Origin of the sequence: Pseudoalteromonas luteoviolacea (assembly GCF_000814765.1) — a bacterium.
Classification (GTDB): Bacteria; Pseudomonadota; Gammaproteobacteria; order Enterobacterales; family Alteromonadaceae; genus Pseudoalteromonas; species Pseudoalteromonas luteoviolacea_H.
Map to the genome: position 1 here is coordinate 45,258 of NZ_JWIC01000004.1, position 26,667 is coordinate 71,924.

A 26,667-nucleotide genomic window follows, 5' to 3' on the forward strand; every position below is an offset into this window, starting at 1 on the left:
TTAGTATGTTTTGCGTTAGAATATAGCTATAACTCCTTTACACAGTTTATGCATGTCAAAGCAGGACCCTTATCTCTCTCGAGAACAAGAAAAATACGATAACCCAGTTCCAAGCCGTGAATTTATACTGGAAAAAATAAAAGCCAGTAATAAAAAGACTAGCTTTAGCCAATTATGCCAAGCACTTAATGTGTTTGAGGAAGAGCGCCAAATTGCGTTTAAGCGCCGTCTTCGCGCTATGGAGCGCGATGGTCAGCTGCACTTTAATAAGTTCAAATGCTACGTGATCCCTTGTGATGATGGTCTAGTGAAAGGCAAAGTCATCGGCCATCGCGATGGATTTGGTTTCTTGGAAGTGGAAGGTGAGAAAAAAGATTGGTTCATCACCAAGCATCAAATGGATCGCGTTTTACACGGAGATTGGGTACTGGCTAAGGCGGCAAGTCGCGGCTCTGGTGGTAAAGTTGAAGCGCGCATCGTACGTGTACTGGAGTCTGAACGTGCCCCTATCATAGGACGTTATTTTGTTGAGCATGGTATGGCGGTGGTTGTGCCTGAAGATCCGCGCTTGACCCAAGATATTGTAATCTTGCCAGGTGGTGAAAAAGGGGCTCGTCATAACCAAATGGTTCAGGTTGAGATTACTCAGCGCCCAAGCAAGCAAATGAATGCAGTAGGCAAGGTGACAGATGTCATAGGCGATCATATGGCGCCGGGCATGGAAATAGAAGTGGCACTGCGCAACCATGATATTCCACATGTATGGCCTCAAGCTGTCGAAGAGCAAGTGAGCAAACACGGTGAGTTTGTGGCTGAAAAAGACAAGCAAGGGCGTATTGATCTGCGTAATTTACCGCTATTAACCATTGATGGTGAAGATGCTAGAGATTTTGATGATGCGGTGCACTGTGAGCGCAAGCGTTCAGGTGGTTGGCGACTTTGGGTAGCCATTGCCGATGTCTCTCACTACGTTGAAAAAAATAGTCCGTTAGATAAAGAAGCGATTGAGCGCGGTAATTCAGTGTATTTCCCAGAGCAAGTAGTGCCTATGTTACCTAAGGTATTGTCTAACGGCTTATGTTCACTGAACCCAAAAGTAGACAGACTATGTATGGTCGCTGAGATGACCGTCTCAGAGGCTGGAAAATTGTCTGGATATCGTTTTTACGAAGCGGTGATGAATTCCCATGCACGCTTAACCTACACAAAGGTACATGCGATCTTACAAGGTGATGAAAAGCTGCGTGAAGAGTATGCAGAGGTTACCCCACATCTCACCGAACTACATAATATGTATATGGCGCTTAAATCAGCGCGCCAAACCCGTGGTGCGATTGAGTTTGAAACACTAGAAACGCGTTTTGTATTTAATGCATATCGTAAAATTGAGTCGATTGTGCCTGTGGTTCGAAACGATGCACATAAGCTGATCGAAGAGTGCATGATCTTGGCCAATGTCTCTGCGGCGAGGCTACTTGAAAAACATGACGCGAGTAGTTTGTACCGTGTTCACGATGAGCCAGATCCTGAAAAATTGAGTCACTTTAGACAGTTTTTAAATGATTTGGGCATAGAGAGCCCAATTGGTCATGAGCCGACCCCGCTTGAGCTGACAGAAGCGTTAGCATCTTTGGGTCAGCGTCCAGAAACCGAGCTGATCCAAACTATGTTACTGCGTTCTATGAAGCAAGCGGTATATCAGCCAGACAACATTGGTCACTACGGACTAGCATTGAAAGCGTATGCGCACTTTACTTCACCGATCAGGCGTTATCCTGACTTGGTCGTGCATCGTGCGATCAAAGGGATCTTGGCGGCGCAGGGACAAACCGTATCTGGTGCTTATGTATATGATGCTGATGAAGCCGATCAGTTGGGTGAACAGTGCTCTATGACTGAGCGTCGTGCCGATGATGCAACACGTGAAGTGGCTGATTGGCTCAAATGTGAGTTTATGCAGGACCATGTTGGTAGTGAATTTTCAGGCGTGATTTCGTCAGTCACAAATTTTGGCTTATTTGTTCGCCTTGATGAATTGCAAATTGACGGCATGATCCACGTGAGCAATTTAGGCCATGAGTATTTCCATTTTGATGGTGCAAAGCATTGTTTAGTGGGTGAGCATAGCAAAACGGTTTATCGTTTAGGTGACAAGCTAAGCGTTGTTGTAGCGTCTGTGAGCTTAGATGAGCGACGCATTAATTTGGTGCTGGCAGATGAAGCTGAACCAGATCGTTACGCGCGACGTCGTAAAAAGTCAAAGTCGAGTTCAGATGCACCTGCTAAAAGTAGCGTTCGTGCTCAGCTGAAGGCAGGCAAATTCCCAAATGGTAAGTCAGATAAGCAAGATGACTCGTCAGAAAAAAGCGCTAAAAAAGCCAAAAAGCGCAAAAAGACAACCCCAAAAGGGGTGTTGAAAAAAGGCAAAAAAGCGGGCGCATCAGGAAGTAAAAAAGTCGCAAAAAAAAGTACAGGAAAAAAAGCCACCAAGGCAAAAAGGCCGGGTAAAAATGCCCGCAAGAAACAAAAAAATAGTGCTGGAGCATAATTTTGAGTAATGAATTAATTTTTGGTTTTCACTCTATTGAAGCCATTTTAGCTAAAGAGCCAGAGCGTTTCTTAGAGATATACGCACTAAAAGGGCGCGATGATAAGCGCTTGAGTGCAGTGGTTAATGAAGCACGTAAATTTGGTATCTCGGTGCAGTTTATGCAGCGAAAAGCGCTAGATAACAAGGCGAAAGGCGAGCAACACCAAGGCATTATTGCTAATGTTAAAGCGCCGCGTACACTCAATGAAAATGACCTGCAAGGGATCATTGATGCTAACGCCGCGCCATTTTTCTTGGTGCTAGATGGCGTGACTGATCCGCACAACTTAGGTGCTTGCTTACGTAGTGCTGATGCGGCTGGTGTAAACGCGGTGATTGTGCCAAAAGATAAGTCTGCGAAACTCAATGGTACAGCGCGTAAAGTAGCGTGCGGTGCCGCGGAGACAGTACCGCTTATTCAGGTGACTAACCTAGCCAGAACGCTACGTGATATTAAAGAAGCGGGTGTGTGGGTTGTGGGTACCGCTGGTGAAACTGACAGTGAGGTTTTCACTTCAGATTTAAAAGGTCCAATCGCTATTGTGATGGGCGCTGAGGGCGATGGTATGCGTCGCCTAACCAGAGAGCACTGTGACTTATTGGTAAAAATCCCAATGGTTGGTACCGTATCGAGCTTAAACGTGTCAGTGGCGACCGGTGTATGCCTATTTGAAGTCCTGCGTCAGCGTAGCTTATAAGCATAGCTCGGAGGGGCTACTTGACCAGTAGCGCCTCTAATTCTGATAAATGGCTGACTTGATAAGTTGGCGTTATATCCTCTGGGCAGGTTTGTCCATCATGCTGTAACCAGCAACTATCAATACCGAATCGATTAGCACCTAAAATGTCACTCTTGGGTGTATCTCCCACCATCAAAACCTGCTCTTTGCTTGGGTTACCTAATAACGCTAATGTGTGCTCAAAGACTTGAGGGTCCGGTTTAGCGGCGCCCACTTGCTCAGAAATCACCACATGATCAAAAAAGTGTTTAAATCCTGTCTTATGCAAGCGCTTTTCTTGTAGCGCGGTAAATCCATTGGTGATGATATTCAACGACGCGGTTGGATTGAGTGCTGACAACAGTGACTGTGCCCCAGGGAGAGGTGTGCATATATCCGCCATGGCGTTTAAAAAACCCAAATTCAAAGACTCTGGCGAAACAGACAACTTGCAAGCCCATGCATTGAAGCGCGTCACTTGCAGTGTTTGTGCATCAATTTTACCATCTTGATACTGCACCCAAAGTGGCGCATTGAGGGTCTGATATTCATCGTAGTCTTGTCGGTCGAACGTGACACCATGTTGTTTGAATAAGGTTTGCAGACCAAGAAAAGCATCAAAATGAAATAGCGTTTCATCGGCATCAAAAATGATATGGGAGTATTTCATGAACTATATAACTCTGAATGAATAAACGGTGCCATGGCTAACGTCAGTGCTTGTGTATATGAACTTTCTCTGGTGGCAAGGTTATTCGTAAGCAGGCCTATCGCGCCACCTTTTTGTTTTATATTGGTGGTGTTGAACACGCGATCCATCACATGTCCAAGTTCTTCACCTTGCTCTAAAGCTGAATATATTTTGTCGGGGAGGGGAAGGTTGCAGCTTCTGCCGATACTGGTTTGTTGCTTATCTGCAATGACGACAAATGCAAATGTGGCTGCGCCATAGTCAAACCTAGCTGCACCGCCTTCCATCGCGCAGTAAAAATCTGCATCATGATTTGCTCTAAGATAATCAACCCTATTTTGAGCACCTAAACGCGTATCTAATTCGCCAAGGGGTTGGTCTGGCACTCCACTAGGAGCATGGAGGCCTTCACAGACGATCTCTGCTTCTGGATAATATTTCTGAAAGATCGTTTTTGCGGCGTTTATTTTTACAGGATTTTTAGAACCAACAAGTATTTTGAGCATCATTAATTTTACTTCCCTCAATTTTGAATCGCTAGTGTACTGAGGGAAAGTGAAAAAACGCAAATTTAAATATTGAGCTCTGTGGGTGCTAAATTCTCATACGCCCGCTTTTTAATAAGCAAATCTTTAATCAGTGGTGTGAGCACTAATTCCATCGCTAACCCCATTTTACCCCCAGGTACAACCAGAGTATTGACCCGCGACATAAAGCTGCCCTCTATCATTTGCAGGTAATAAGGGAAGTTCACATCATCAATACCGCGAAAACGGATCACCACAAAGCTTTCATCAAGTGAAGGAATGTCTTTTGCGCTGAACGGGTTAGATGTGTCTACTGTGGGTACTCGTTGGAAGTTAATATGTGTACGAGAAAATTGAGGCGTGATGTGGTTGATATAATCATCCATACTCCGCACGATAGAAGTCATTACCGCTTCTCGTGAGTGACCGCGTTCATGTGTGTCTCTTATGAGCTTTTGGATCCATTCAAGGTTAATGATAGGTACCATGCCAATGAGTAAATCGACATGTTTGGCCACATTATGTTCTTCAGTGACCACACCACCATGTAAGCCCTCATAAAACAACATATCGGTATTGTTTTCTAAATCTTGATAGGGTGTAAATGTCCCCGGTAATTGGTTATAGGGCACAGCATCATCAAATGTATGTAAGTACTTACGTATACTTCCGTTTCCTGTTTTACCATAACTGGCAAATAACTCTTCTAAGGCCTCAAAGTCATTGGCTTGCTGACCGAAGTAGCTTAAGTGTTTGCCCTCTTGCAAAGCTTCTCGCTTGAGTTTATCCATTTCAGGACGGGTGTAGCGATGAAAACTATCTCCTTCTACCAGCGCGGCTTTAGCATCGAGGCTGCGGAAAATATGTTTTATTGCATTGGTTGTAGTGGTGGTTCCAGCGCCCGAACTGCCTGTAATCGCAATGATTGGGTGTTGTTGTGACATGATAACCTCAGTAAAAACGGAATCTAATCGCGGCGTAACTTATCAAAGTCTTGTAAGCCGAGTATTGTTGCGCACCAATCGCGCTTCTGCTTTAAGTCATGTGAAGCACAACAGATTCGCTGTCATCATCACTGGAACTTTAATTTGATGTTACTGAAAGTCGAAAATTTCGCAAGCGCTTTGCGAGGATAGGTTCTTTTTCATATGTGGTGTGTATATTTAATTGTGAGATTTTATTGGTTTTTGAGGTGTGTACTGGGTAAGATCAAAAATAAAAAGGAATCATAATGTATAGAGCCATAATTCATGCGTTGGTGGTGTGTTGCTTTATCACACATGCACACGCAGCAATGCCCAAAAGTCAACTATGGTTAGCGCAAGAGGGAGAGAATGGGTTTTCCGTACAACCGCTTACTGATACAGATGCCTATCATAATCAACCCTTGATCACTGAAAAGGGCGTTTACTATACCAAAGAAGTGTTGGCAGATGGACAATCTCAAACTGATTTATTTTTATACCGATTTGATGATAAATCACATACTAATTTGACCAATACGCCGGAGTCCGAGTATTCCCCGACGATTTTCCCACATCAAAAAGGCATATCAACCGTAGTGGTAGAGCAATCTGGAGAGCAAAGGCTGTGGTTTTATCCTGAAGACAAATCTCAGCCACCATCACGTATATTTGAGCATATAAAACCAGTGGGTTATCACGCATGGGGAAGAAATGAGGATGTGATCTTGTTTATTCTCGGTGAACCACACTCATTGCAGTTTACTAATTTGTCAGGTCATCTACCTAAAGTAGTCGCTAAAGATATAGGGCGTAGCTTGGCTTATAATGCGATAAGAGACATTTATAGCTTCACCTATTCGGTCAATGGCCAGCAGTGGTTTGCGACTTATTCGAGCGCGACTGGGGGAGTGAAAAAGCATTTCAGATTGCCAAATCGTGTTCGTGATTATACGTGGTTTGATGACAGTAATTTAGCCTATGCTATTGATAATAAAATTTTTATAAGAAATATTGCGGCACCTAAGTCCGTAAAGTTATGGCGTAATTTGCAAGATTATTGTGATACTGATATCACCAGACTAAGCTATTATAATGGGGTTTTGGCTTTTGTTTGTGAGCGTTAAACGTTTTATAATCGTTGTCCGCAAAGCATTAAGCGCAAATTAAATTTTTTAGGTAGGGCATATATGGTGGTTTTAGTTACAGGTGGTGCGGGATATATCGGATCGCATACTGTTGTTGAGTTACTCAACCAAGGTGATGAGGTCGTTATCGTGGATAATCTCGTGAATTCATCTGTAGTAGTATTAAGTCGTGTCAAGGAGATTACGGGCAAAGATGTTACCTTTTATGAAGGAGATGTCCTAGATCGTGACTTTTTAGATTCTGTATTCTCAAAACATAATATTGACCAGGTCATCCATTTCGCGGGGTTAAAGGCTGTGGGCGAATCAGTTCAAAAGCCGGTTGAGTACTACCAAACTAACGTACAAGGTACTTTAACTCTGCTAGATGCCATGAGGCATGCAAATGTGTTTAAACTGGTGTTTAGCTCATCTGCTACTGTGTATGGTGACCCTCAAAGCCTCCCTATTCGAGAAGATTTCCCTGTTGGTGGTACTACCAATCCGTACGGTACCTCAAAGCTCATGGCAGAAATGGTGTTACAAGATGTCGCGAAGTCAGATCAGAGATGGGCGTTTGCTATATTGCGCTACTTTAACCCGGTTGGTGCGCATGAATCAGGCTTAATTGGTGAAGACCCGAATGGTATACCAAATAATTTACTGCCATACATTACACAGGTGGCGGTAGGTAAGCTAGAAAGGCTAGGTGTTTTTGGTAACGATTACGATACACATGATGGTACAGGAGTAAGAGATTATATTCACGTTGTCGATCTTGCTATCGGTCATTTAAAGTCTCTTAGCAAGCTGGAAAGTCACAATGGAGTACACATCTATAATTTAGGAACAGGTAATGGTTACTCTGTACTTGATATGGTTAAGGCGTTTGAATCCGCATCGAATCAACCCATTCCTTATGATATTAAGCCGCGCCGCGCTGGCGATATTTCAGCGTGTTATGCTGCCCCTGAAAAAGCACATGAAGAGCTTGCCTGGACGGCACAAAAAGGTCTAGGCGAGATGATGAGTGATTCATGGAATTGGCAGAAAAACAACCCTGAGGGCTATGTTGATTAATTTGAAGTAATTAACAGTCAGCCCCTATGGTCATGTCATAGATTATATAATTACTTATTTTCAGTATTATTAGGCCCTAAAAACCAGAAAATACGTCTGGGGGCTGATATTTGACTTAAAAAAAATTGGTTGTTACATTGTTTTTAATTAAATTATTCATTAATAGGAATCAGTAAGTGAAGCTTAGTAAAAAAGAGCTAAAGCAGTTATCTGTAGATGATGCAAAAGTAATTGCTGGTGGAACTTCAGTTAGTAAAGCGCCACCTCAACAAATGGCAAGAATGATGCTTTTACAGCAAGGGTGATGTTGTACTGCAAGGATGATGCTTTTATAGCAAGGATGATAACGCTTTGAAGAAGGGTAAAGGCGAATATGAATGAAATTCTTGCCTATGTTGATTGGGTTTTTAGGGCATTATTTTTATTAGTTGTTCTCTTTTTAATGGTCATTTTTTGGGAAAGAAAGTTCAGCCTATTTTTCGGTGGTAAAAGTAGCTTAAGAAATAAAGCCGACCATACTCTTCACTCTTGCTTCCTGACCGCGTTGTGCACAGTCGTGTTTTTCGTTATCGGTAATATACTTTCCGATCATGTAATTACACTCCCTATGGAAAAGATTGCACTTCGTCGTTTGTATTACTTTTTGGGGATGGTTAATTTAACCTTTTTCTTTGTCTCTTTATTTTTACTTCATATTATTAGAGAGTGTGGTTTTTCGAATATTGCAAGAACTGTGTCTTATCTAATGCTCATTGAACTGTCGCTGTATTTTATTCAACTGGTTGTGCGAGGCTACTTAGATATTAGCTACAGTTTATTAAATTCATTCGTTGCAGCATCTTTTTTCATATGTAATATCAGTGCTTTTATCATACTAATAAGTTATCCAACTAAATTACTTTTAGATAAAAGTAATTTTGACTTAGATAATAGATAAGTACTAAATGCATTAGTATGCTGGCTCTCACGACTAATGAAGCCTGATCTAAGATTGCTCTAAACCACTAGCATATTTTATTTACTCCTTATTTGCGTTTGTTAGATTAACAAGTATATGGCCTTGAGACTTTAATTTTTGGCGGCTTGACTTGTTTATTGATATTGAAGATGAATTATTTTCCAGTATTGGCGTAAATAGGGATTTTTCTTACTTCGACATTAATATGAAGAGATCCAATATTCTAACTACCAAGCGAAGTTAAAGTTCAGGAAGGTGGTACCTGCCTGGTAATGGACTTCCAAGACCATTACACTGTTCGTGAGCCCGACACCTAGAGCAAGCGGTGTTACTGCTTTGGCTGTGCTCTCAATATCGTGACCTACAATATACCGTGTATCAGGGGCTTACGCTGCCAATGTTAACCCTGTACTTACCTCTTTGCTTATTGATGGCTTTTTACTGAAAGTTTTACTTTCGTTGTGTATAATCCCACTCTTGGATTTTGCTCGGACTCGGCATTTATACCGAGTTTCACCGCTTTTTGTGTTGCGCTTCTCTATTGCGTAAAAGGCCATTTAAACTTTCCCTTGAAGGGTACCTGTCCTACTTTTTTGGAGTACCTATAGGGGCACCCTATATCGAAAAATGCGGTTCAACAAGCGTTAATGACGTAAAATGGTACATATGAACAACTCAGATAAATCAGGCTCTAGCCCAGTAAATACAAGCGATTCGGCGTTTCGCCGCTTCTCCGTTGCGCCCATGTTAGATTGGACGGATCGCCACTGTCGAACATTTCATCGTAAGCTGAGTAAACACGCAGTTCTCTATACGGAAATGATCACCACGGGGGCCATCATTTATGGCAAAGGGGATTATTTAGCGTTCGGCGACCATGAAATGCCAGTTGCACTGCAGCTAGGTGGCTCCGATCCAAAAGCGTTGGCCGAGTGCGCTAAGCGCGCTCAAGAGTATGGCTATAATGAAGTGAATTTAAATGTTGGCTGTCCTTCGGATAGAGTTCAAAACGGCCGATTCGGTGCTTGTTTGATGGCTGAGCCAAACCTTGTGGCTGAGTGTGTTGCCGCGATGAAAGCTGAGGTGTCTATCCCGGTCACAGTTAAGACTCGCATTGGTATTGATGAGCAGGATTCTTATGAGTTTTTGACTGCTTTAATAGAGGCATCTCATCAGGTTGGTTGTGATGATTTTATTATCCACGCCCGAAAAGCCTGGTTGCAGGGGTTGAGTCCAAAAGAAAACCGAGAAATTCCACCTTTGGATTACCCGAGAGTCTATAAGTTAAAGCAAGATTATGCCGGTTTACACATCAGTATTAATGGTGGTGTTAAAACGCTGGAAGAATGTCAGCATCATTTGGCACATTTAGATGGTGTGATGGTTGGGCGAGAAGCATATAGCAATCCATTTTTATTGTCTCAAATTGATGAAAAGTTATATGGAGACGCACCTTTTACGCAAACTCGTCATGAAGTTGTGCGTAGCATGTATGACTATTTCGAACAAGAAATGTCGCGCGGTGCTAATTTCTGGCATATCGCACGTCATATGCTTGGTATATTCCAAAATCAGCCTGGAGCACGTGGCTTCAGACGTCACTTATCTGAAAATGGACACAAGAAAGATGCGGATATTAGTGTGATGGAAAAAGCACTGACATTTGTCCCTGAAGTATAGAAAATAGATATGACCAAAAAGGCCACTTTTTGGTCATATTAACTACAATTTGAACCTTTCATCATTTTTTACGCAGACATTCACATCCTAAGTTTCTGATAAATATATCCTTTATTACTTGGCATAAAGATTGGAACTCGTAAGTCATTATATGTTATCAAGGAACATGTTATGGCTTTAATTGATCGCATCGAAGATGTAATAAAATCAGAGTTTAATACCTTACTGGGGAAATCAACACAGCCTGAGACCTATGATGATACGTCAGCTGGTATCGGAACTGCATCAGCCGTCCAGGCACTTATCGCGCAGTTAAAAGCGGAAATTGTGACAACACGTGGTCAAGCTTTCGATTGTGAGCAAGCAATCGTCCAATGGTATGAACAAGCACAGTATGCATTAACAAAAGGTCGCGAAGATTTAGCTAGGGCTGCGCTACAGGAAAGGTATGTATGCCAGCATCGACTTACTGAGATGCATTCACATATCGAAAAATTGTCGCAAACGATCGATAAGCTGGAAAGTGATTATGCGATTTTACAAGCGCGCAAGCCAAGTCGTTATCAGAGTCAAACGCTGAAAGAGGAGTGCTTAAGAGCAAGATTGAAATTGAAACAAGCTTTAAGCACGCCCGCAATGCAAAATTTAACAATACATATTAGCGAATGGGAAAGAAAGTTAGCACAAACAGAGTCCGAGGCAAGCTTGTCTGTTGGTGGTCAATCAGATAAAGCGCTGAGGGAGTTGAATAAGTTAATCAAAAATGAAAAAGTCGCAGCCATGCTACAGTCGTTAAAAAGCAAGGTGATACCAGAGTCCGCAAATAATCGTCCATCAATTTAGGAGTGTAATATGTATTCAGATAGATATAAAAATACTCAGCGATATGCCGGTCAGAAAAAGATTGCAGGGGTTTGTTGTCAAGTCGCCCAAAAATTGGATTTGCCTGTGTGGGTAGTTCGGTTATTGATGGTGTTATTGGCACTAAAATTTACTTGGCCATGTATTATCGGCTATGCCATAGGGTGGCTGTGTTTGACAAGTAAAAAATAAGGTATGGTTATGAAATCAATCACTTTATTATTATTTTCAATACTGGTTGTGCTGTTATTTTCTTGGTTATCTATGCCTTTTACTTCCTTGAGCTTATCGGGCATCTTCGAAGGGATAGGTTGGGTTGGTTTAGAGCTGTTCGGCTTTTTACTGGTCATGATTTGTGGTTTTGCGATTTTGGCGTTACTCAGTGTTGGAATACTGGGGGTCGGGTTGGTTGTGCTCATTGGGCTAGTATTGGCATTCTTATTTAACTCGGTCATGATCGCAATTCCGCTATTTATGTTACTTGTACTTGCCTGGTTGGTTTTTGAAAAAGCCCCTGAATGCTGAATGCATTTCGAGCTGATGTTTACATAATTTACTGTGAATTCAGTGCTCAAGCGCTGTATAATCAACGTATCTAATACTGTTGAAATCAGAATTAAAGGAATCCAGCTATGCGTAAAGCTTTTGCATTTGTTTCACTTTTGTCAGTGTCTTGGTTTGGAGTGGCACATAATCATCAACATGATAGCCATGATCATCACCAGCATCATCAGGCTGTACAAGATTCAGCAGCTCTTCAGGTGAGTGGTGCGAAGATCCGAGCTTTTCTGCCAGCAGCTAAATCTACAGCTGGTTACATGACGATTTTTAATAGTACAGATAAGCCAATCACAATTGTAAGCGCTCAAGTCGAGGGCTTGGGGCGTGTTGAAATTCATGAGCATATCCACAGTAATGGCATGATGAAAATGAGACCAGTTAAATCACTTGTCGTGCCTGCTCACCAGCGAGTTGAATTTAAACCAGGCGGTCACCATTTGATGGGGTTTGATCCAAAAGTTAAGTTAAAAGTAGGCGAAACCCGCAAACTCACACTATATTTCTCTGATGGTGAGAAAGTAGAAAATACGATTAAAGTTGTTTCATTAAAAGATACATTTTCTAATGAGTCACACCATCATCATCATTAGGAGCTAGGATGAAAGAATACAAAGGCAAGGTAATTGCCGCACTGCTAAGTTTTGTCGGATTAGGATATTTACTGGCAGTGTATTGGAGCTTTGAACCAGAACAATTCGATGTTGTGGAGCGTGCCAAAATACGCGCTGGTGAACAAAGTACTCCGCTTGTAACTGGTTACGTAACCACAAATACGTTAGTTGAAGTGATGCAAACTTTGTTGAATAAGCCAGGTGGCTATTTATCAAACGACGTGTTGCCTCCAAGCGTATTAATGGACAATATGCCTGCGTGGGAGTTTGGTGTTCTAGAAATGTCTCGAGATTTGGCTTTATCTATGCGAAAAGATTTCAGCCGTTCACAATCACAGTCGACAGAGCACCCGAGTTTAAAAAAGCACAGCCTAAATTTAATATTAGTTCAACCGCTTGGATACTGCCGAGCGCTGAGAGTGAATATCAAGCAGGTATTAACTATTTACTTGAATATCAGACTCAAATTGCGAGTCAGGCACAGGTAGACAGTCAGTTTTATGCACGAGCTGATAATTTAAGAGGCTGGTTAAAAGAAGCTGAGAAGCGGATGGGCAGTTTGAGCCAGCGCCTTAGTGCCAGCGTGGGTCAAGAGCGTATCAATACGGATTTAGCCGGAGATGCTTCCGCAGCACAGGCAACTGCGGGTATGCAACAGTCTGTAGTGAAAACATCATGGTGGAAAATCGATGATGTATTTTATGAATCTCGTGGTGCGACATGGGCATTACTGCACTTTTTAAAAGCAGTAGAGCATGATTTTTCTGATGTACTGGAAAAGAAAAATGCCAAAATTAGCTTACAGCAAATTATCAGGGAACTAGAAGCCACACAGGAAACGGTGTGGAGCCCTGTCATTTTAAATGGAAGCGGTTTTGGTGTTGTGGCAAATCACTCATTGGTGATGGCAAATTATATCTCTAGAGCGAATGCAGCTCTAATTGAACTCAGTGAACTTTTAGCGCAAGGATAAAAAAATGAAAAAGTATTGTTTAGCGGCAGCGTTGTCTCTGGCTTGCCTTACACCTGCAGCACATGCTGATACTTTATTAGGTTTATATTTAGGAGCCGAAGGGTGGAGTAATGATCCTGAAGGCAGCTTTGCAGAAAAAGGCAACCTTCAAACGTTTGATTTTGAAGATGAAACTTTTTCTAGTTTCTATGCCGCGCTTGAGCACCCTGTCCCTCTCGTACCAAATGTTAAGCTGAAATACACTGAGCTTGAGTTGGTAGGTAGCACAACGCTGACTGACACTTTTGAGTTCGGTGACAGCAACTTCACAGTTGGTACGACAGCCAATACAGTCGCAGACTTAAACCACATTGATTATATTTTTTACTATGAGTTATTTGACAACGACCTCGTTTCTTTTGACTTCGGTATTAATGCCAAGCAGTTTGATGCAGATGTTGTTGTGACTGGTGATGTAAATGGCACTCAAATAACAGAAGCCGTTGATTTTTCTGGTTTTGTTCCGCTTGGTTACTTAAGAGCTGAAGTTGGTTTGCCTTTGACTGGATTAAGCGTGTTTGCTGAGGGAAGTTTATTGGCTATTGATGACAGTAAGATCCAAGACTATCAAGTTGGTATCGCTTGGGAGTTTATTGATAATCTAGCTGTGGATGTTGCGGTGAGAGCAGGTTACCGCTCTCTAGTGCTTGAACTAGATGATATTGATGACTTTGACTCAGACATTGATGCTTCTGGCCCATTTGCTGGCTTACAGGTGCATTTCTAAGCACATAATGATTCATTGATAATGACCGAATAGCCCACTGATGATTAGTATTGTCAGTGGGTTTTTTTATAGACCAACGCTATTCGAAGGTTAGGGTAAATTCGTCTTCCAGCGTTTTACTGAGCAGCTGCCGATAGGTTTTATTGACTGGTGTATTGATTAGTTTTTTCAGCTCGTCTCCTGTTTGTGTCAATTTATAATAGCTGAGTACGAGGTCATTGCTTTTTGCTTCAAAGTTCACTTTTTTATTTTGATATATTAATGTGAGCGACTGTCCTTTTTGCAAGCTGGCTGATTCTATTTCTTGACGGTACATTAAATTAATGTCCATGAGCGTTAAAATATGTGGAAAGCTCAACCCAGCCTGTGCCAAGTTGATCGTTTCGGTGCTTCCCTTGCGCAGTAAATCTAGAATTGAGGGCTTTTTATAGAAGCCTAGTATAATGAGATAGCTATCTTCTTTTTCTAGGTATCCGCACAGAGATGCGCATTTTTGTAGGGCTTCTGCTTCACGTTGCGTCATAAGTTTTAAAGTTTGCAAGCTTTTAATCGAAAATGTACCTGGGGAAATAGACTCTCCGACTAAAATTTTGGCCCACAGTTTTTGCATTGTGTGATTGGCAATGTCTTCTGCGAGAGAGATAAAGTGTTCTAGCCAGTCTGGATCTGGGCGTCCTCGGCTGGTGACGTCAGGGCATAAGGTTAATGACATCCCCATGACAGCCTCAATATTCTGTTGTCGCTGTATCTTTTTTAATTGTTGTCGCTTGAGTGCCCGTTTTAACGTGCCATGTTGACTACTGATAAAAAAATTATTCTGCTGGGCGTTATTCGGGGTATAACGTCCGTTTGGTTGTGCTGGTTTAATCTGTTTTGTCATGGCATAGCCAAGCTTTTCCTCTATGAGTAAAGCTAAGCTGGATCTTGCTTGGGCACTTTTTATGGTCATCTTTCGGATTGTCCCATTGTTTGTAGTTGGAGTTGGGAGTTCATTTCATTGACAGCTGTTTGTATTATTTTTTCTAAATAATGTTTGGTCAATAGCGCATTCAAGCTACCGACAAGCGGAGACAGTACTTCTCCTTGAACGACTATTGTGAGGTGTTGTGTTGCTGGTTGTAAATGAATCCGCATTCTAGCCTGATGCTCATCATGAAAACGGAGATGGTATTGCAGTTCATGAGATTTTTTTTCAATCAGTGTCGCATCGACTCTACCTCCAGAGTGATTGAAGGCAACGAACCCTCCTACTTTTTCCGCATTCTGCATAGTGATGAGTTGTATTTTACTCGACTCCAAAACGCTAACTGCTTGTACCCAGCTACTTGTAGAAAGTAGAAACTCTGATGTATTTGGACCCGCGTTCGAAATAGGAGTTGAGACAGTAAGACGATAGGTTGTAGGTAATATATTGACGGTAAGCAGGCAAACAAGGGCACTAAAAATAATCACTTTTAAAGTTGTTTGAAATAGTTGCACTTGAGCTCCTTGGACGTTTTATTTACGCCTTTACTGAGCGCAAGTATTTGAACATCGTCTATAATATTACTTGGGTGTTAATGAATGTAGAACACGATAGTAAAAACCTATCATATTTTATAAGATGAACCATAGAGAAAGCTGCTCTTGCAGAATTGATGTGATTAAGCATAAGGTGGATGATGGCGTCTGAGCAAGAAGATTTTCTGTTTGCAGATCAAGAAGTTTCCCATGATACCCAGGAGAGTGAAACGGGGTTTTGGGACGTATTGGTTGTGGACGATGATCCTGAAATACACTCTGTGACTAAGCTCGCATTGTCTGGTGTTGAGTTTTGGGGGAAAACCTTGCGTTTCCACCATGCATACTCTGGTAAAGAAGCCGTTGAGTCTCTGAAAAACCAACCTGAAGTATGCGTCTTGTTACTAGACGTAGTAATGGAAAGTGATGATGCTGGGTTAAATGTAGTAAAACAGGTTCGAGAAGAGATCGGTAACCATGCGGTACGTATTATTTTACGTACTGGTCAGCCTGGATATGCACCAGAAGAAAAAGTCATACGTGAATACGACATCAATGATTATAAAATGAAAACAGAGCTTACTCGCGGTAAGCTCGTCACTTCATTGATGACTGCGATTCGATCATATCAACAGATTTGCGAACTAGAGCAGCAAAGCATTGCATTAGCAAATATCTTAGATGCATCTCAAGCCATTTTGGGCCATACAGACATGGTCTCATTCGGCAAGGCTGTGGTATTACAATTGGCGAAAATAATTGGTGCACATAGCAATGGCTTGGTTGCGGGGGTTAGTAATGGATCTCGGGTGATTATCTTTGGAGGCACAGAGCATTTTGATGAATTTATCGGTCAGGGGCTTGAGCAGCTAGATAATGGTCGAGTGATCATGCAAGTTCAAAACTGCTTCGATAGAGAGGTGCATCAACACACGGATCACGACATTACCTTTTTATTGAAAGGCAAAAGCCGCAAAGCTGCAATTTTCGTAGAAATTGAAACTCCACCTACGCCTTCACAACTCCAGTTTGCGGAAATTTTTCTAACGAACGTGGGTGTTGGTGTCGATAATATTAAACTGATTAACGAATTGCGAGATGTTGCCTACAAAGATACATTAACGCGCCTTCCGAATCGCGCCAACTTCGTTGATTTAATTGCTCAATATTATCAGCCTGGTAGCGATGATCTCGTATTTGTTTTGCTCGATATTGCACAGTTTTCAGATATTAATAATGGACTGGGTCAAGAAGTCGGTAATTTGCTGTTGTTGGCAGTCAAAGAACGGCTATGTATGGAGTTTCCTCAAAGTCAGTTACTGTCACGCATAGGGGCAGATGTGTTTGGTTTATTACTCCCTAGCCAAATATTTGATGAACAGAATTTTATAGATACGATTACGGTACCCTACCAAGCAGGTGAGCATGTTTTGACGATGCATTTTCATATTGGTGTTTGTCGCCAAACAGACTTTCATCATTTGGGGTTGGAGACATTAAAGCTGGCGTATATTGCCTTGAATCAAGCAAAGCAAGCCAATAAGATTTTAGATTGGTATACACCAGATTTAGAAGAAAAAATGGCTTGGCGGCTGGGACTTATTCGACAGCTTCGACAAGACTTTGAATTGAACAAATTAGAAATTTGGTATCAGCCTCAATTCAGTTTGGAAACGAATCAAGTGATTGGTTGTGAGGCTTTACTGCGCTGGCCTTCCGGAAATGGTGACTATATCTCGCCTGGGATTTTTGTCCCACTTGCTGAAGATTCAGGTTTAATTGTTGATATTGGGCAGTGGGTGCTGGAGCAAGCGTGTAAATTACAACAGCAGCTGAGTGCGCAAAATATAGATATTAGTGTTGCAGTTAACGTATCAGTCCCTCAATTTAAAGTGAGTGATTATGCTGAGCAAGTAAAAAGCACCATTGTCAGCCACCACGTTTCACCAGAAAAAATCGAACTGGAAGTAACAGAAAGCGTGGTGATGGACGAAATAAAAACAGTGATTGAAACGCTGGGGGAGCTCAAAACATTTGGTGTGGAAGTGGCCATTGATGACTTCGGCACTGGCTTTTCGTCATTAAGTTATTTACAGCAATTACCGCTGGCGCGGTTGAAAATCGATAGAGCATTTGTGAAGGGGATCCCTGACTCCGATAGTGGTGCTATCGCTGAACTTGTTATTTCGTTAGGCAGACACCTTGGGTTAAAAACCATTGCAGAAGGGGTCGAAACGCAAGAGCAAGCAGATGTGCTCAAAAAGCTTGGGTGTGACGAAGTGCAGGGTTTCCTGTTGGCAAAGCCTATGCCTAAAGGTGAACTTTTGAAGTTTTTAGGCGCCAGTGATGGCGCTCAGTGAGCCAAATTGGCAGTGCAATAGTTATCTAAAACGCATCATCGTGCTTGATAGCAAAGCACGATATACGACTTATATAACCGGATAAGTTGACAATATGCATTACTCTATTTAGATATAAATTTTATTTTAGACTAATAATTACAGTAAATTAGATATTTTAGTTTGATATTTCGACACATTTAGTGCGGTAGCATGCATCGCTGAGGTATAATAAGAACCTTGCAAATTATTTGAGCCGTCACTCTATGAATACATCAAAGGTCTCCGGGTTAAAAGCGGAACGTTCGCTTTTCTCATACCCTAAATACTGGGCTGAATGCTTTGGCCCAGCCCCATTTTTACCAACTTGCCGTGCTGAAATGGATGCTTTAGGGTGGGACAGTTGTGACATCATCATTGTTACAGGTGACGCATATGTCGATCATCCAAGCTTTGGTATGGCGGTAATTGGTCGAGTACTAGAAGCACAGGGCTTCAGAGTAGGTATTATTGCGCAGCCGGATTGGTCCGATAAAACAGCCTTCGAGTCATTGGGTAAGCCAAACTTATTTTTTGGTGTGACGGCTGGCAATATGGACTCTATGATCAATCGCTACACTGCTGAGAAGCGGATCCGCCATGATGATGCTTATACACCTGGTAATATTGGTGGTAAGCGTCCTGATAGAGCCGTCGTTGTGTATAGCCAACGCTGCCGTGAAGCATATAAAGATGTACCTGTTGTGATTGGTGGTATTGAGGCCAGCTTACGCCGTATTGCACATTATGATTACTGGCAAGAAAAAGTTCGCCGCAGTGTAATCTTTGATGCCAAAGCGGATATCTTGATTTACGGTAATGCTGAGCGTCCACTGGTCGAAGTGGCACACCGTATTGCCAACGGCGAGACCATTGACACAATTCAAGATGTGCGAGGTACCGCGGTTATTCGTAAGACGCCAATTGAAGGTTGGCGAGGCAGTGATTCAACTGCCATCGATAAAGTAGGGAAGATAGACCCTATTCCAAATCCATATGGTGCCGATGATATGGGGTGTAGCAAGTCCGAATTTGCCAAAGCGGGTATCGATTTAAAAAGTGAGGCGGCAAAGCCTATCACCGTACAGCCGCCAAGATTAAAGCCGTGGGAAAAGGTATATGTTAAGCTGCCTGCTTTTGAGCAAGTGAGCGTGAATAAGCCATTATATGCCCATGCTTCGCGTATCTTGCACCAAGAAACAAACCCAGGGTGTGCCAGAGCACTATTCCAACGTCATGGCGATCGCTCAGTCTGGGTAAACCCACCTGCATTTCCGCTAGAAACAGAAGAAATGGATCATGTATTTGGACTGCCTTATCAGCGTATTCCACACCCTGCTTATGGCGATGACAAGATCCCAGCCTATGACATGATCAAAACCTCAGTCAACATTATGCGGGGCTGCTTTGGGGGCTGTAGTTTCTGCTCGATCACTGAGCATGAAGGTCGAATTATTCAAAGCCGTTCAGAAGAGTCTATTATCGAAGAAATAGAACAGATCAGAGATAAAGTACCTGGCTTTACTGGGGTGATTTCTGATTTAGGCGGCCCGACTGCAAACATGTATAAACTGCGTTGTAAGAGTAAAAAAGCGGAAAGCACCTGTCGTCGTTTATCGTGTGTGTATCCTGATATTTGTAAGCATATGGACACAGATCACACCCCGACAATAGAGCTGTATCGCAAAGCACGAGATGTTGAAGGGGTTAAAAAGATCTTGATAGCGTCAGGTGTTCGCTACGACTTGGCGATTGAAGATCCGCGTTATGTCAAAGAGCTGGTATCCCACCATGTTGGCGGCTACTTAAAAATTGCACCTGAGCATACAGAAAGTGGCCCGCTGTCGAAGATGATGAAGCCTGGTATGGGCACCTATGATAAATTCAAAGAGTTATTTGATAAATACTCAAAAGAGGCAGGCAAAAAGCAATACTTGATACCTTACTTTATTTCTGCGCATCCAGGCACAACGGATGAGGATATGGTGAATATGGCGCTTTGGTTGAAAGCACATGACTTTAAGTTAGATCAGGTACAAAATTTTTATCCATCGCCTATGGCCAACGCAACCACGATTTACCACACTGAAATGAACTCGTTGCGCAACATCAAAAACAATCATGAGGAAGTGCCGGTACCAAAAGGCGCGCGTCAGCGTCGTCTGCATAAAGCTATTTTACGTTATCATGACCCTGCGGGCTGGCCACAGATCCGTGAAGCGCTGAAAAACATGGGTAAAGCACACTTAATCGGTCGAGGACCTGAGTGCTTGGTACCTGATGAAAACACGCGAGGTAGACAAGCGGGCTCAGGGCAAAAACGTGGCAATAAAGCACTGACAAAGCACACCGGGTTTAGCCAGTTCAATCAAGCTAATACGAAACCTAGAGTCGGTAAAAATAAACGCAAGCCGAACAAGAGTAAGCCAACACATCATTAAAATAAAAAAAGCCGCTTAGTGCGGCTTTTTTATGACGTTTGACCCGTCCTAAATAGCATTGAAACCACTACTAGACGGTATCAATCTTCAGGGCGATAGGCCTTGCCTGATGTGATCCACTCAGGTGCAGGCATACCACGTAAGTAGTGGTCAAAATACTCCATCATGCGCACGGAGAAATCCACTTGATTTGGGAACTGCTTCAAGTGATGTGGTTCACCTTCATATTGTAAGAAGATGGCGTCTTTATTATGGCGTCGCAGTGCTAAGTAGTATTGGATACCTTCTTGCCATGGTACTGCGCCATCTTTGTCTCCAAACATCAGTAGAATCGGCGTATTCACCTTATCTGCAAAAAATACCGGCGAGTTCTCAATGTATAGCTCAGGCGCTTCCGTCAACGTTTTACCAATTCGACTTTGTCCTGTTTCATACTGGAATTGACGAGCAAGGCCTGACTTTAAACGTATGCCGCTATATGCAGAAGTCATGTTTGATACAGGTGCACCAGATACGACGGCTTTAAACATATCTGTTTGCGTCACAGCATAAGCGCTTTGATAGCCGGCCCAAGAGTGACCTTGTAAACCAATTTTATCTTTGTCAGCAACGCCCATATCAATCAGCTTTTGCGCTGCATTGATCAAGGTTTGTGTTGATGATGGTCCCGGCTTACCAATTTCAAAGCGAATATCGGGTAAAAATACCGCGTAACCGTTGGACGTGAACATTGGGAAATTAGGTCTGTGGTTGAGTTCCATTTTAGGGAAGTCATACATGCGTTGACTCATGTATCGATAGAAATAAATAACCACAGGGAGCTTTTGACCAGGTTTATAATCAGCAGGCTTGATAAGCACACCTTGCAGGTTTTCGCCATTGTAGCCCTTATATTGAACCAGTTCAGGTTTTTGACCCCAAGCAAATTTACTCACTTGCGGGTTAAGATTTGTAATTTGTTGAGCTTGTGTGAATTGACTATCTGTTTGCCAATAATCAGGGAACTGGTGATAGCTTTGCTGAGTGAAAATCAGCTTATCAACATGCTTTGCTTTTTTCACCAGATCAAATCGGGTTTTCCCTTCTAGTACGGTTTCTAGTTTACCGGTTTCAAGACTTAGTTTAGCAACATGTGTTTGCTTATTTTGTAAGTTATGGGCAGATAAGAAGAGCGTATCGTCTTTTTCAAAGCCAACCTGCTTTTTATCTAGTTTGATCACACGATAACGAGTGTTGGTTTCTTTTCCAGACGTTAAGCGCTTAGCCTTGCCTGTCGCGCTATCAAAAGCCCAGATATCGTATTTACTGTATGCATACAAGGTGCTGCCATCTTTTTGCCATCCAGCAAAACCATAGCCTGGGTTTGGTTCAGGGTAGTCGTGTTGGTCATCCGCGAATATCGCTTGGTTAACCGCTTTACTAACCGCTGTTTCTTTTTGTTGATGTAAATCTTTAAGCCATAGTTGGTCATGAAGAAAGTAAGCCGCATGTCTGCCTGTTGGGGAAAGTGAAGGCTGGTTTGGGGAATCTTTGACGATATACCCTTTGGCACCGGTACTGACTTTGACCGCATAGTAATCGGCATAAAAGCCTTTATACATGATTTTTTCTAGGTAAGGCTGGTCATTTTTACCTAGCAAGAAATCGGCTTCTGTATTGAGGGTGACATCGCGCACCGTTTCATCAGCCAGCTGAACAACTTTTTGCGACTCTATATGATAAACCGCTTGGTACTGGCGCTCTCGATTGGTGTTTTTCCACGTATTTTGCTCGCGGGTCTTAATTTCAGGGTCATTGTTGTGCCAAATTTGTAGCCCAGATTGTTGGCGAATGGTATTAAAGTCTCTCAAAGAGGCGCTATCATCATATTTGAGCTTTTCTAACTTATCACTCAGCAGCGGGCGATTTTCAAAATAAAGTCGTTCACCTTGCTCTGACCATTCGAGGTTTGCCGTTTTTGAACTATACCAGCCAGCTGGGTTTTCTATGGTATTTAGTTTGTCTGTGTTGGCGTCCCAAAGCGTCACTTCGTAGCTGCGACGTCGTTTATCTTCGTTAACATAGTTACCAAGATTGAATGCCACAATACTTGAATACGGATGCCACGCTATGGCACTGACGGTAACGCCTGGCTCACTAAATAAAGGACTGGTTGTGTTATTTGTTAAGTCGAGATACTGAACTTGATTATTGGCACCAGTTTCATCATGTTGACTGAATAGCACACCGTATTCGGCGGGGCTTAGGCCATAGTTAACGACATTATCAAAGCGTTGTGTTTGGCTTGTTGTTAAATCGACAACTACTAATGTAAGCGGCTTATCTTTTTTATCTGCGGTGATTTTAGGGGCATCAACGTTTGACGCTGCGCTATTGGACTCTGCTTTTTTATCTTCGCGATAGGCTAACCAGCGTCCATCATCACTGAGTTGATAGTCTTTGACTTGCTCGAAGTATTGTTGTTTTCCGGTTTGCGTGTTTACAAGTACCAGATCGCTTTTTAGTGCTTTTTTTTCTTTTTTACTGGCAGTTTCCAACGCAAGCAAAGTCGGAGTTTGAATAAACGCAGCCCAAGTAGCCGATTTATTCAAATGTGCTTTTGTACCACGTTCAACAGTCGCGAGCAGCTTATTCGTAGCTAGGTCATATACTTGTCCCTGTGCATTTCCTCGATAAGGCTTTGCACTGAATGCGAGCACTTTGCCATCTTCAGCTAATTGTGTGCCTTGGGCATATTTGAAGTCAAAAACATCGGAGAATTCGAGTTGGGCTTTGCTGGCCATTACTTGACCAGAAAACAAAGCCGCTGCGATAAGCGAATAAGTATACTTCATGATTCTGTCTATTTTATTTATTGAGTGTGTCTTTGTAACACTTTTAATGCTTAAACAAAATCATGGTGCGTTGTGTGGAAGTGAAAAAGCGTTGGAAGCGGTATTGTACCGCTTATATTTACAACCAAATACGTTGCAGTTCTTGCCAGTGATTATTGAACGTTGCTGTTGGTTTAGCCTTAAAGTCACTACGCACGAACTGATTCATTTTTCCTTCAACATGCGCTAAAAACAAGTTTGCGAGGGTGGCCTCGTCACTGTTAAATGCTTTGCCCTCTCTGAGCTTTCTTTCTCTTAATACTTGCTTAAATTGCGTTTCAAGCTTTTCGAATAGGCTTTGAACACGCTCTCTTAAACGTTCCTGCTCACCTTGCAGTGCATCACCGGTTAAAATACGTGTAATACCGGGGTTTTTCTCAGAGAAGGTCAGTAGTAAATGAAGAATGTTATAAATGCGACTTTGTGTATCTTTTTCATTTTCTAAGATGATATTGATCCGCGAAAGTAGCGTGTCTTCTATAAATTCAATTAACCCTTCAAACATTCTCGCTTTACTTGGGAAATGACGGTATAAAGCGGCTTCAGAAACGCCTACTTCTGCTGCGAGCTTGGCAGTTGTGATTCGTTGACCTGGGCTAGTTTCAAGCATTTGCGCAAGAGATTGAAGAATTTGCTCTTTGCGATTACTGCGTTTAGTCGCTGGCATGAACTTTCCTTTAATAATTATCGTTATTCTGGTCTGTATGGTGTATTTTTATTAGGTCCATACTCAATAAAGACCTATGTTAATGTTTTATTCAGCTTCTTTCCAGCCTTTTAACACTAGGTCAACTAAGTTTACTCGCAATTGCTTTAATGACAGTGAGTGCTAACTCCTTTTTACTTGATGCTGGCAAACTACACTGCTCATTTTCCCAAAACAAGGTTAAAGCGTTGTTATCTGAGTTAAAACCAAGGCCTTCTTGTGAAACATCATTAGCACAAATCATATTGAGATGTTTGTTTTTTAATTTACCAAGTGCATATTGTTTGACATCTTGTGTCTCAGCGGCAAAACCGACTGTATAAGGGCGCTGTTGTTTTAATGCTGCGACTGAAGCGATGATATCGGGATTTTTGACTAAAGTGAGCGTCATTTCATCTCCTTGCTTCTTAATCTTTTGGTCAGCGATATCCGCTGCACGATAATCAGCAACGGCAGCACAGCCAATAAAAACATCTGATTGTGTCGCTAAATTTAGTGCAGCTTCATGCATATCTACGGCACTACTCACAGAAGTGATATTAATGCCTTGTGGCGCTGGAATATTGACGGGTCCCGAAATTAAATTCACCGTTGCGCCCAACGAATGTGCTGCATGTGCGAGGGCATAGCCCATTTTGCCTGAGCTATGGTTGGTGATATAGCGAACAGGGTCCAGTGCTTCACGAGTGGGCCCCGCAGTAATAGTGATGGTGCGCCCCTCAAGTATTTTAGGAGCTGGACTCAGAGCTGTTATACAGTGCTCAAGCAGTTCTTGAGGCTCTAACATGCGCCCTTTGCCAATATCACCGCAGGCTTGCTCTCCACTACCAGGTCCCCAAACTGAAACGCCATAAGACGATAAAGTCGCTAAATTGTTTTGTGTTGCTGGATGGGCATACATTTGTTGGTTCATTGCCGGAGCAATGGCGACCTTTGCTGGTGTGGCAAGTACTAAGGTTGTCAGTAAATCATCAGCAATGCCCACTGCCATTTTGGCAATGGTATTGCAGGTTGCAGGTGCAATTAAGATTAAGTCTGCCCATTTGGCAAATTCTATATGGCCCATTGCTGCTTCAGCTTGTGGGTCGAGTAAAGAGTCTGAAACGGGGTCGCCTGAAACGGCTTGCATAGTCAGCGGCGTAATAAACTGTTTGGCAGAGTCTGTCATAACCACTTTGACTTCGCATTGCTGCTCCTTTAAGCGCCTCACAAGCTCTGCACATTTATATGCGGCAATACCACCGCTGATCCCCAAAACTATTTTCTTGCCAGATAAGCTCATCTTCACATTCTCACAACTTAAACTGGGCTAAAGATATCACAGCCATGAGGTTGTTTTGAATCATCGAATGCAAAGTCTGTGATTAACGTAACAAATAGATAGGCTTTGAGCGTTTTTTTTATCAACTGACATGGTAAATAAGAAATGGATGCTATGGATTCGGCCAATATCTTTAAAGGAGCAAATATGCAACTAACGCAATTACCAAAACATGCAAGGCCCAGAGAGAAGTTACTCAGCGATGGTCCCAGTGCGTTGAGCGATGCTGAGCTATTGGCAATTTTTTTACGCACAGGAGTAAGTGGTATGAACGCCATTGAATTGGCGGATTCATTATTACAACAGTGTGAGTCTTTACAGCGACTTTTTAATGCCTCACAAGCTGAGTTTATTTCACTGAAAGGTGTCGGAGAGGCCAAATATGTGCAATTTCAGGCGGTTTTGGAGCTGTGTAAACGATATTTAAAAGAAGGCTGTGAGCGCGCGTTTAAATTTGAGAGTCCTGCTATGGTCTTTGATTACTTAAGCATGCAATTGAAAGGGCTCGAGTATGAAGTCTTTATGGTTTTATATTTAGACAGTCAGCATCAGCTCATTAAGGATGAAATACTTTTTCGCGGAACAATCAATAGTGCTTCAGTGTATCCAAGAGAAGTGGTCAAAGCTGCGCTCAAGCACAATGCAGCGGCAATAATTTGTGCACACAATCATCCTTCCGGTGTGAGTGACCCCAGTCGAGCAGATAAAATTTTAACGGACAAATTGCAAAAAGCGTTGTCATTGATGGATATCAAGGTGTTAGATCATGTCATTGTGGCGGGTAACCGCTGTGTTTCATTTGCCGATATGGGCTTATTATGAGTTTTAATTGACCACTTTCTACCTGCAAACCGTTATTTCGCTTAAATTTTATAAAATAGTTTAATTTAAATGCAGTTTTTACTTTCCACAGGGGCTTATGATCATTATAATTGGCCGCTATCAAATTTTACCCATGAGCTGACTAGGATATCATCAGATCCTTGATCTCTGCCTGCAGATGCTGTATAAAGAGCGCCCTTTGTTTTTACCCGGGGCACACCAGTGTAAGGCCTAAGGGGAAATTAAGCTCGAGCGAAGTTATTGGAGATACATAGACATGTCTAAAGTCTGTCAAGTTACAGGTAAGCGCCCGGTTGTTGGTAACAACCGTTCACACGCGCGCAACGCAACTAAGCGTCGTTTCCTACCTAACCTACAAACACACCGTTTCTGGGTTGAAAGTGAAAAACGTTTCGTTACTCTACGCACTACTACTAAAGGTATGCGTATTATCGATAAAAAAGGCATCGACGCGGTATTAGTAGATATCCGTGCTCGCGGCGAAAAAGTATAAGGAGCT

At 42.4% G+C, this 26,667-nt stretch carries 24 protein-coding genes and 1 pseudogene; 17 read left to right on the forward strand and 8 right to left on the reverse strand.

All coding sequences use genetic code 11. The annotated features are described in order from the left end of the window. The first annotated feature begins 52 nt into the window (after positions 1-52). Positions 53-2,548, forward strand: coding sequence for a ribonuclease R (rnr, locus tag JF50_RS03340; protein ID WP_039608101.1), 2,496 nt, complete (start codon positions 53-55; stop codon positions 2,546-2,548). A gap of 2 nt (positions 2,549-2,550) precedes the next feature. Next, a complete protein-coding gene (gene rlmB / locus JF50_RS03345; protein WP_039608102.1) occupies positions 2,551-3,288 on the forward strand; it encodes a 23S rRNA (guanosine(2251)-2'-O)-methyltransferase RlmB in 738 nt (245 codons plus the stop codon). Between the two features lie 16 nt (positions 3,289-3,304). Here the strand turns inward: rlmB and yjjG are convergent, their stop codons facing one another. From yjjG to JF50_RS03360, 3 genes are all read right to left on the reverse strand, one after another. After that, complete coding sequence (gene yjjG, locus JF50_RS03350; RefSeq protein ID WP_039608103.1) at positions 3,305-3,979, reverse strand: pyrimidine 5'-nucleotidase; 675 nt, start codon at positions 3,977-3,979, stop codon at positions 3,305-3,307. Next, positions 3,976-4,509: an inosine/xanthosine triphosphatase gene (gene yjjX / locus JF50_RS03355; RefSeq protein ID WP_039608104.1), complete on the reverse strand. Its 534-nt coding sequence runs from the start codon at positions 4,507-4,509 to the stop codon at positions 3,976-3,978. Before yjjX ends, yjjG begins: the two co-directional genes overlap by 4 nt. Before the next feature lie 62 nt (positions 4,510-4,571). Further along, complete coding sequence (locus JF50_RS03360; RefSeq protein WP_039608105.1) at positions 4,572-5,471, reverse strand: phosphoribulokinase; 900 nt, start codon at positions 5,469-5,471, stop codon at positions 4,572-4,574. Positions 5,472-5,758: 287 nt separating this feature from the next. Between JF50_RS03360 and JF50_RS03365 the strand changes: the two genes are divergently transcribed. From JF50_RS03365 to JF50_RS03410, 11 genes and pseudogenes are all read left to right on the forward strand, one after another. Continuing rightward, entirely contained in the window at positions 5,759-6,616 is an 858-nt protein-coding gene (locus tag JF50_RS03365) for a hypothetical protein (RefSeq protein ID WP_039608106.1), read from the forward strand. 63 nt (positions 6,617-6,679) lie between these two features. Beyond that, positions 6,680-7,696 (forward strand): UDP-glucose 4-epimerase GalE, encoded by a 1,017-nt coding sequence (gene galE, locus JF50_RS03370; RefSeq protein WP_039608107.1) that lies wholly within the window; start codon positions 6,680-6,682, stop codon positions 7,694-7,696. A gap of 176 nt (positions 7,697-7,872) precedes the next feature. Then, the gene (locus JF50_RS27755) at positions 7,873-8,001 is read left to right on the forward strand and encodes a hypothetical protein (protein ID WP_268747802.1); all 129 of its coding nucleotides are present in this window, start codon (positions 7,873-7,875) and stop codon (positions 7,999-8,001) included. 68 nt (positions 8,002-8,069) lie between these two features. Further along, on the forward strand, positions 8,070-8,633 hold the full coding sequence (locus JF50_RS03375; RefSeq protein ID WP_039608108.1) for a hypothetical protein: 564 nt from the start codon (positions 8,070-8,072) through the stop codon (positions 8,631-8,633). Positions 8,634-9,320: 687 nt separating this feature from the next. Beyond that, on the forward strand, positions 9,321-10,334 hold the full coding sequence (gene dusA, locus JF50_RS03380) for a tRNA dihydrouridine(20/20a) synthase DusA (RefSeq protein ID WP_039608801.1): 1,014 nt from the start codon (positions 9,321-9,323) through the stop codon (positions 10,332-10,334). Positions 10,335-10,505: 171 nt separating this feature from the next. Further along, positions 10,506-11,177, forward strand: coding sequence for a PspA/IM30 family protein (locus JF50_RS03385; protein WP_039608109.1), 672 nt, complete (start codon positions 10,506-10,508; stop codon positions 11,175-11,177). Between the two features lie 9 nt (positions 11,178-11,186). Then, positions 11,187-11,387 (forward strand): PspC domain-containing protein, encoded by a 201-nt coding sequence (locus JF50_RS03390; protein WP_039608110.1) that lies wholly within the window; start codon positions 11,187-11,189, stop codon positions 11,385-11,387. 9 nt (positions 11,388-11,396) lie between these two features. Next, complete coding sequence (locus JF50_RS03395; RefSeq protein ID WP_039608111.1) at positions 11,397-11,720, forward strand: hypothetical protein; 324 nt, start codon at positions 11,397-11,399, stop codon at positions 11,718-11,720. Between the two features lie 107 nt (positions 11,721-11,827). Further along, a complete protein-coding gene (locus JF50_RS03400; RefSeq protein WP_039608112.1) occupies positions 11,828-12,346 on the forward strand; it encodes a copper chaperone PCu(A)C in 519 nt (172 codons plus the stop codon). Between the two features lie 8 nt (positions 12,347-12,354). Then, positions 12,355-13,340: pseudogene (locus JF50_RS03405) on the forward strand (DUF2333 family protein). Positions 13,341-13,344: 4 nt separating this feature from the next. Then, a complete protein-coding gene (locus JF50_RS03410; protein ID WP_039608113.1) occupies positions 13,345-14,106 on the forward strand; it encodes a TIGR04219 family outer membrane beta-barrel protein in 762 nt (253 codons plus the stop codon). 79 nt (positions 14,107-14,185) lie between these two features. On the opposite strand, the gene JF50_RS03415 is transcribed toward JF50_RS03410, so the two are convergent. Together JF50_RS03415 and JF50_RS03420 are read right to left on the reverse strand one after the other, a co-directional pair. Continuing rightward, entirely contained in the window at positions 14,186-15,055 is an 870-nt protein-coding gene (locus tag JF50_RS03415; protein ID WP_039608114.1) for a TIGR03899 family protein, read from the reverse strand. After that, on the reverse strand, positions 15,052-15,585 hold the full coding sequence (locus JF50_RS03420; RefSeq protein ID WP_039608115.1) for a hypothetical protein: 534 nt from the start codon (positions 15,583-15,585) through the stop codon (positions 15,052-15,054). Before JF50_RS03420 ends, JF50_RS03415 begins: the two co-directional genes overlap by 4 nt. Positions 15,586-15,767: 182 nt before the next feature. Here JF50_RS03420 and JF50_RS03425 point away from each other — a divergent pair, with 182 nt between their 5' ends. Together JF50_RS03425 and JF50_RS03430 are read left to right on the forward strand one after the other, a co-directional pair. Beyond that, positions 15,768-17,966 (forward strand): EAL domain-containing protein, encoded by a 2,199-nt coding sequence (locus JF50_RS03425; RefSeq protein WP_039608116.1) that lies wholly within the window; start codon positions 15,768-15,770, stop codon positions 17,964-17,966. Positions 17,967-18,211: 245 nt separating this feature from the next. Continuing rightward, a complete protein-coding gene (locus JF50_RS03430) occupies positions 18,212-20,425 on the forward strand; it encodes a YgiQ family radical SAM protein (protein WP_039608117.1) in 2,214 nt (737 codons plus the stop codon). 80 nt (positions 20,426-20,505) lie between these two features. Here JF50_RS03430 and JF50_RS03435 read toward each other — a convergent pair whose 3' ends face one another. From JF50_RS03435 to coaBC, 3 genes are all read right to left on the reverse strand, one after another. Then, positions 20,506-23,259 (reverse strand): alpha/beta hydrolase family protein, encoded by a 2,754-nt coding sequence (locus tag JF50_RS03435; protein ID WP_039608118.1) that lies wholly within the window; start codon positions 23,257-23,259, stop codon positions 20,506-20,508. A gap of 118 nt (positions 23,260-23,377) precedes the next feature. Beyond that, positions 23,378-23,965: a nucleoid occlusion factor SlmA gene (slmA, locus tag JF50_RS03440; RefSeq protein ID WP_039608119.1), complete on the reverse strand. Its 588-nt coding sequence runs from the start codon at positions 23,963-23,965 to the stop codon at positions 23,378-23,380. A gap of 121 nt (positions 23,966-24,086) precedes the next feature. Further along, on the reverse strand, positions 24,087-25,286 hold the full coding sequence (gene coaBC / locus JF50_RS03445) for a bifunctional phosphopantothenoylcysteine decarboxylase/phosphopantothenate--cysteine ligase CoaBC (protein ID WP_039608120.1): 1,200 nt from the start codon (positions 25,284-25,286) through the stop codon (positions 24,087-24,089). Positions 25,287-25,472: 186 nt separating this feature from the next. Between coaBC and radC the strand changes: the two genes are divergently transcribed. Together radC and rpmB are read left to right on the forward strand one after the other, a co-directional pair. Further along, on the forward strand, positions 25,473-26,147 hold the full coding sequence (radC, locus tag JF50_RS03450) for a RadC family protein (protein ID WP_039608121.1): 675 nt from the start codon (positions 25,473-25,475) through the stop codon (positions 26,145-26,147). A 277-nt stretch (positions 26,148-26,424) separates the two neighbouring features. After that, complete coding sequence (gene rpmB / locus JF50_RS03455; RefSeq protein WP_023397288.1) at positions 26,425-26,661, forward strand: 50S ribosomal protein L28; 237 nt, start codon at positions 26,425-26,427, stop codon at positions 26,659-26,661. Positions 26,662-26,667: the final 6 nt, after the last annotated feature.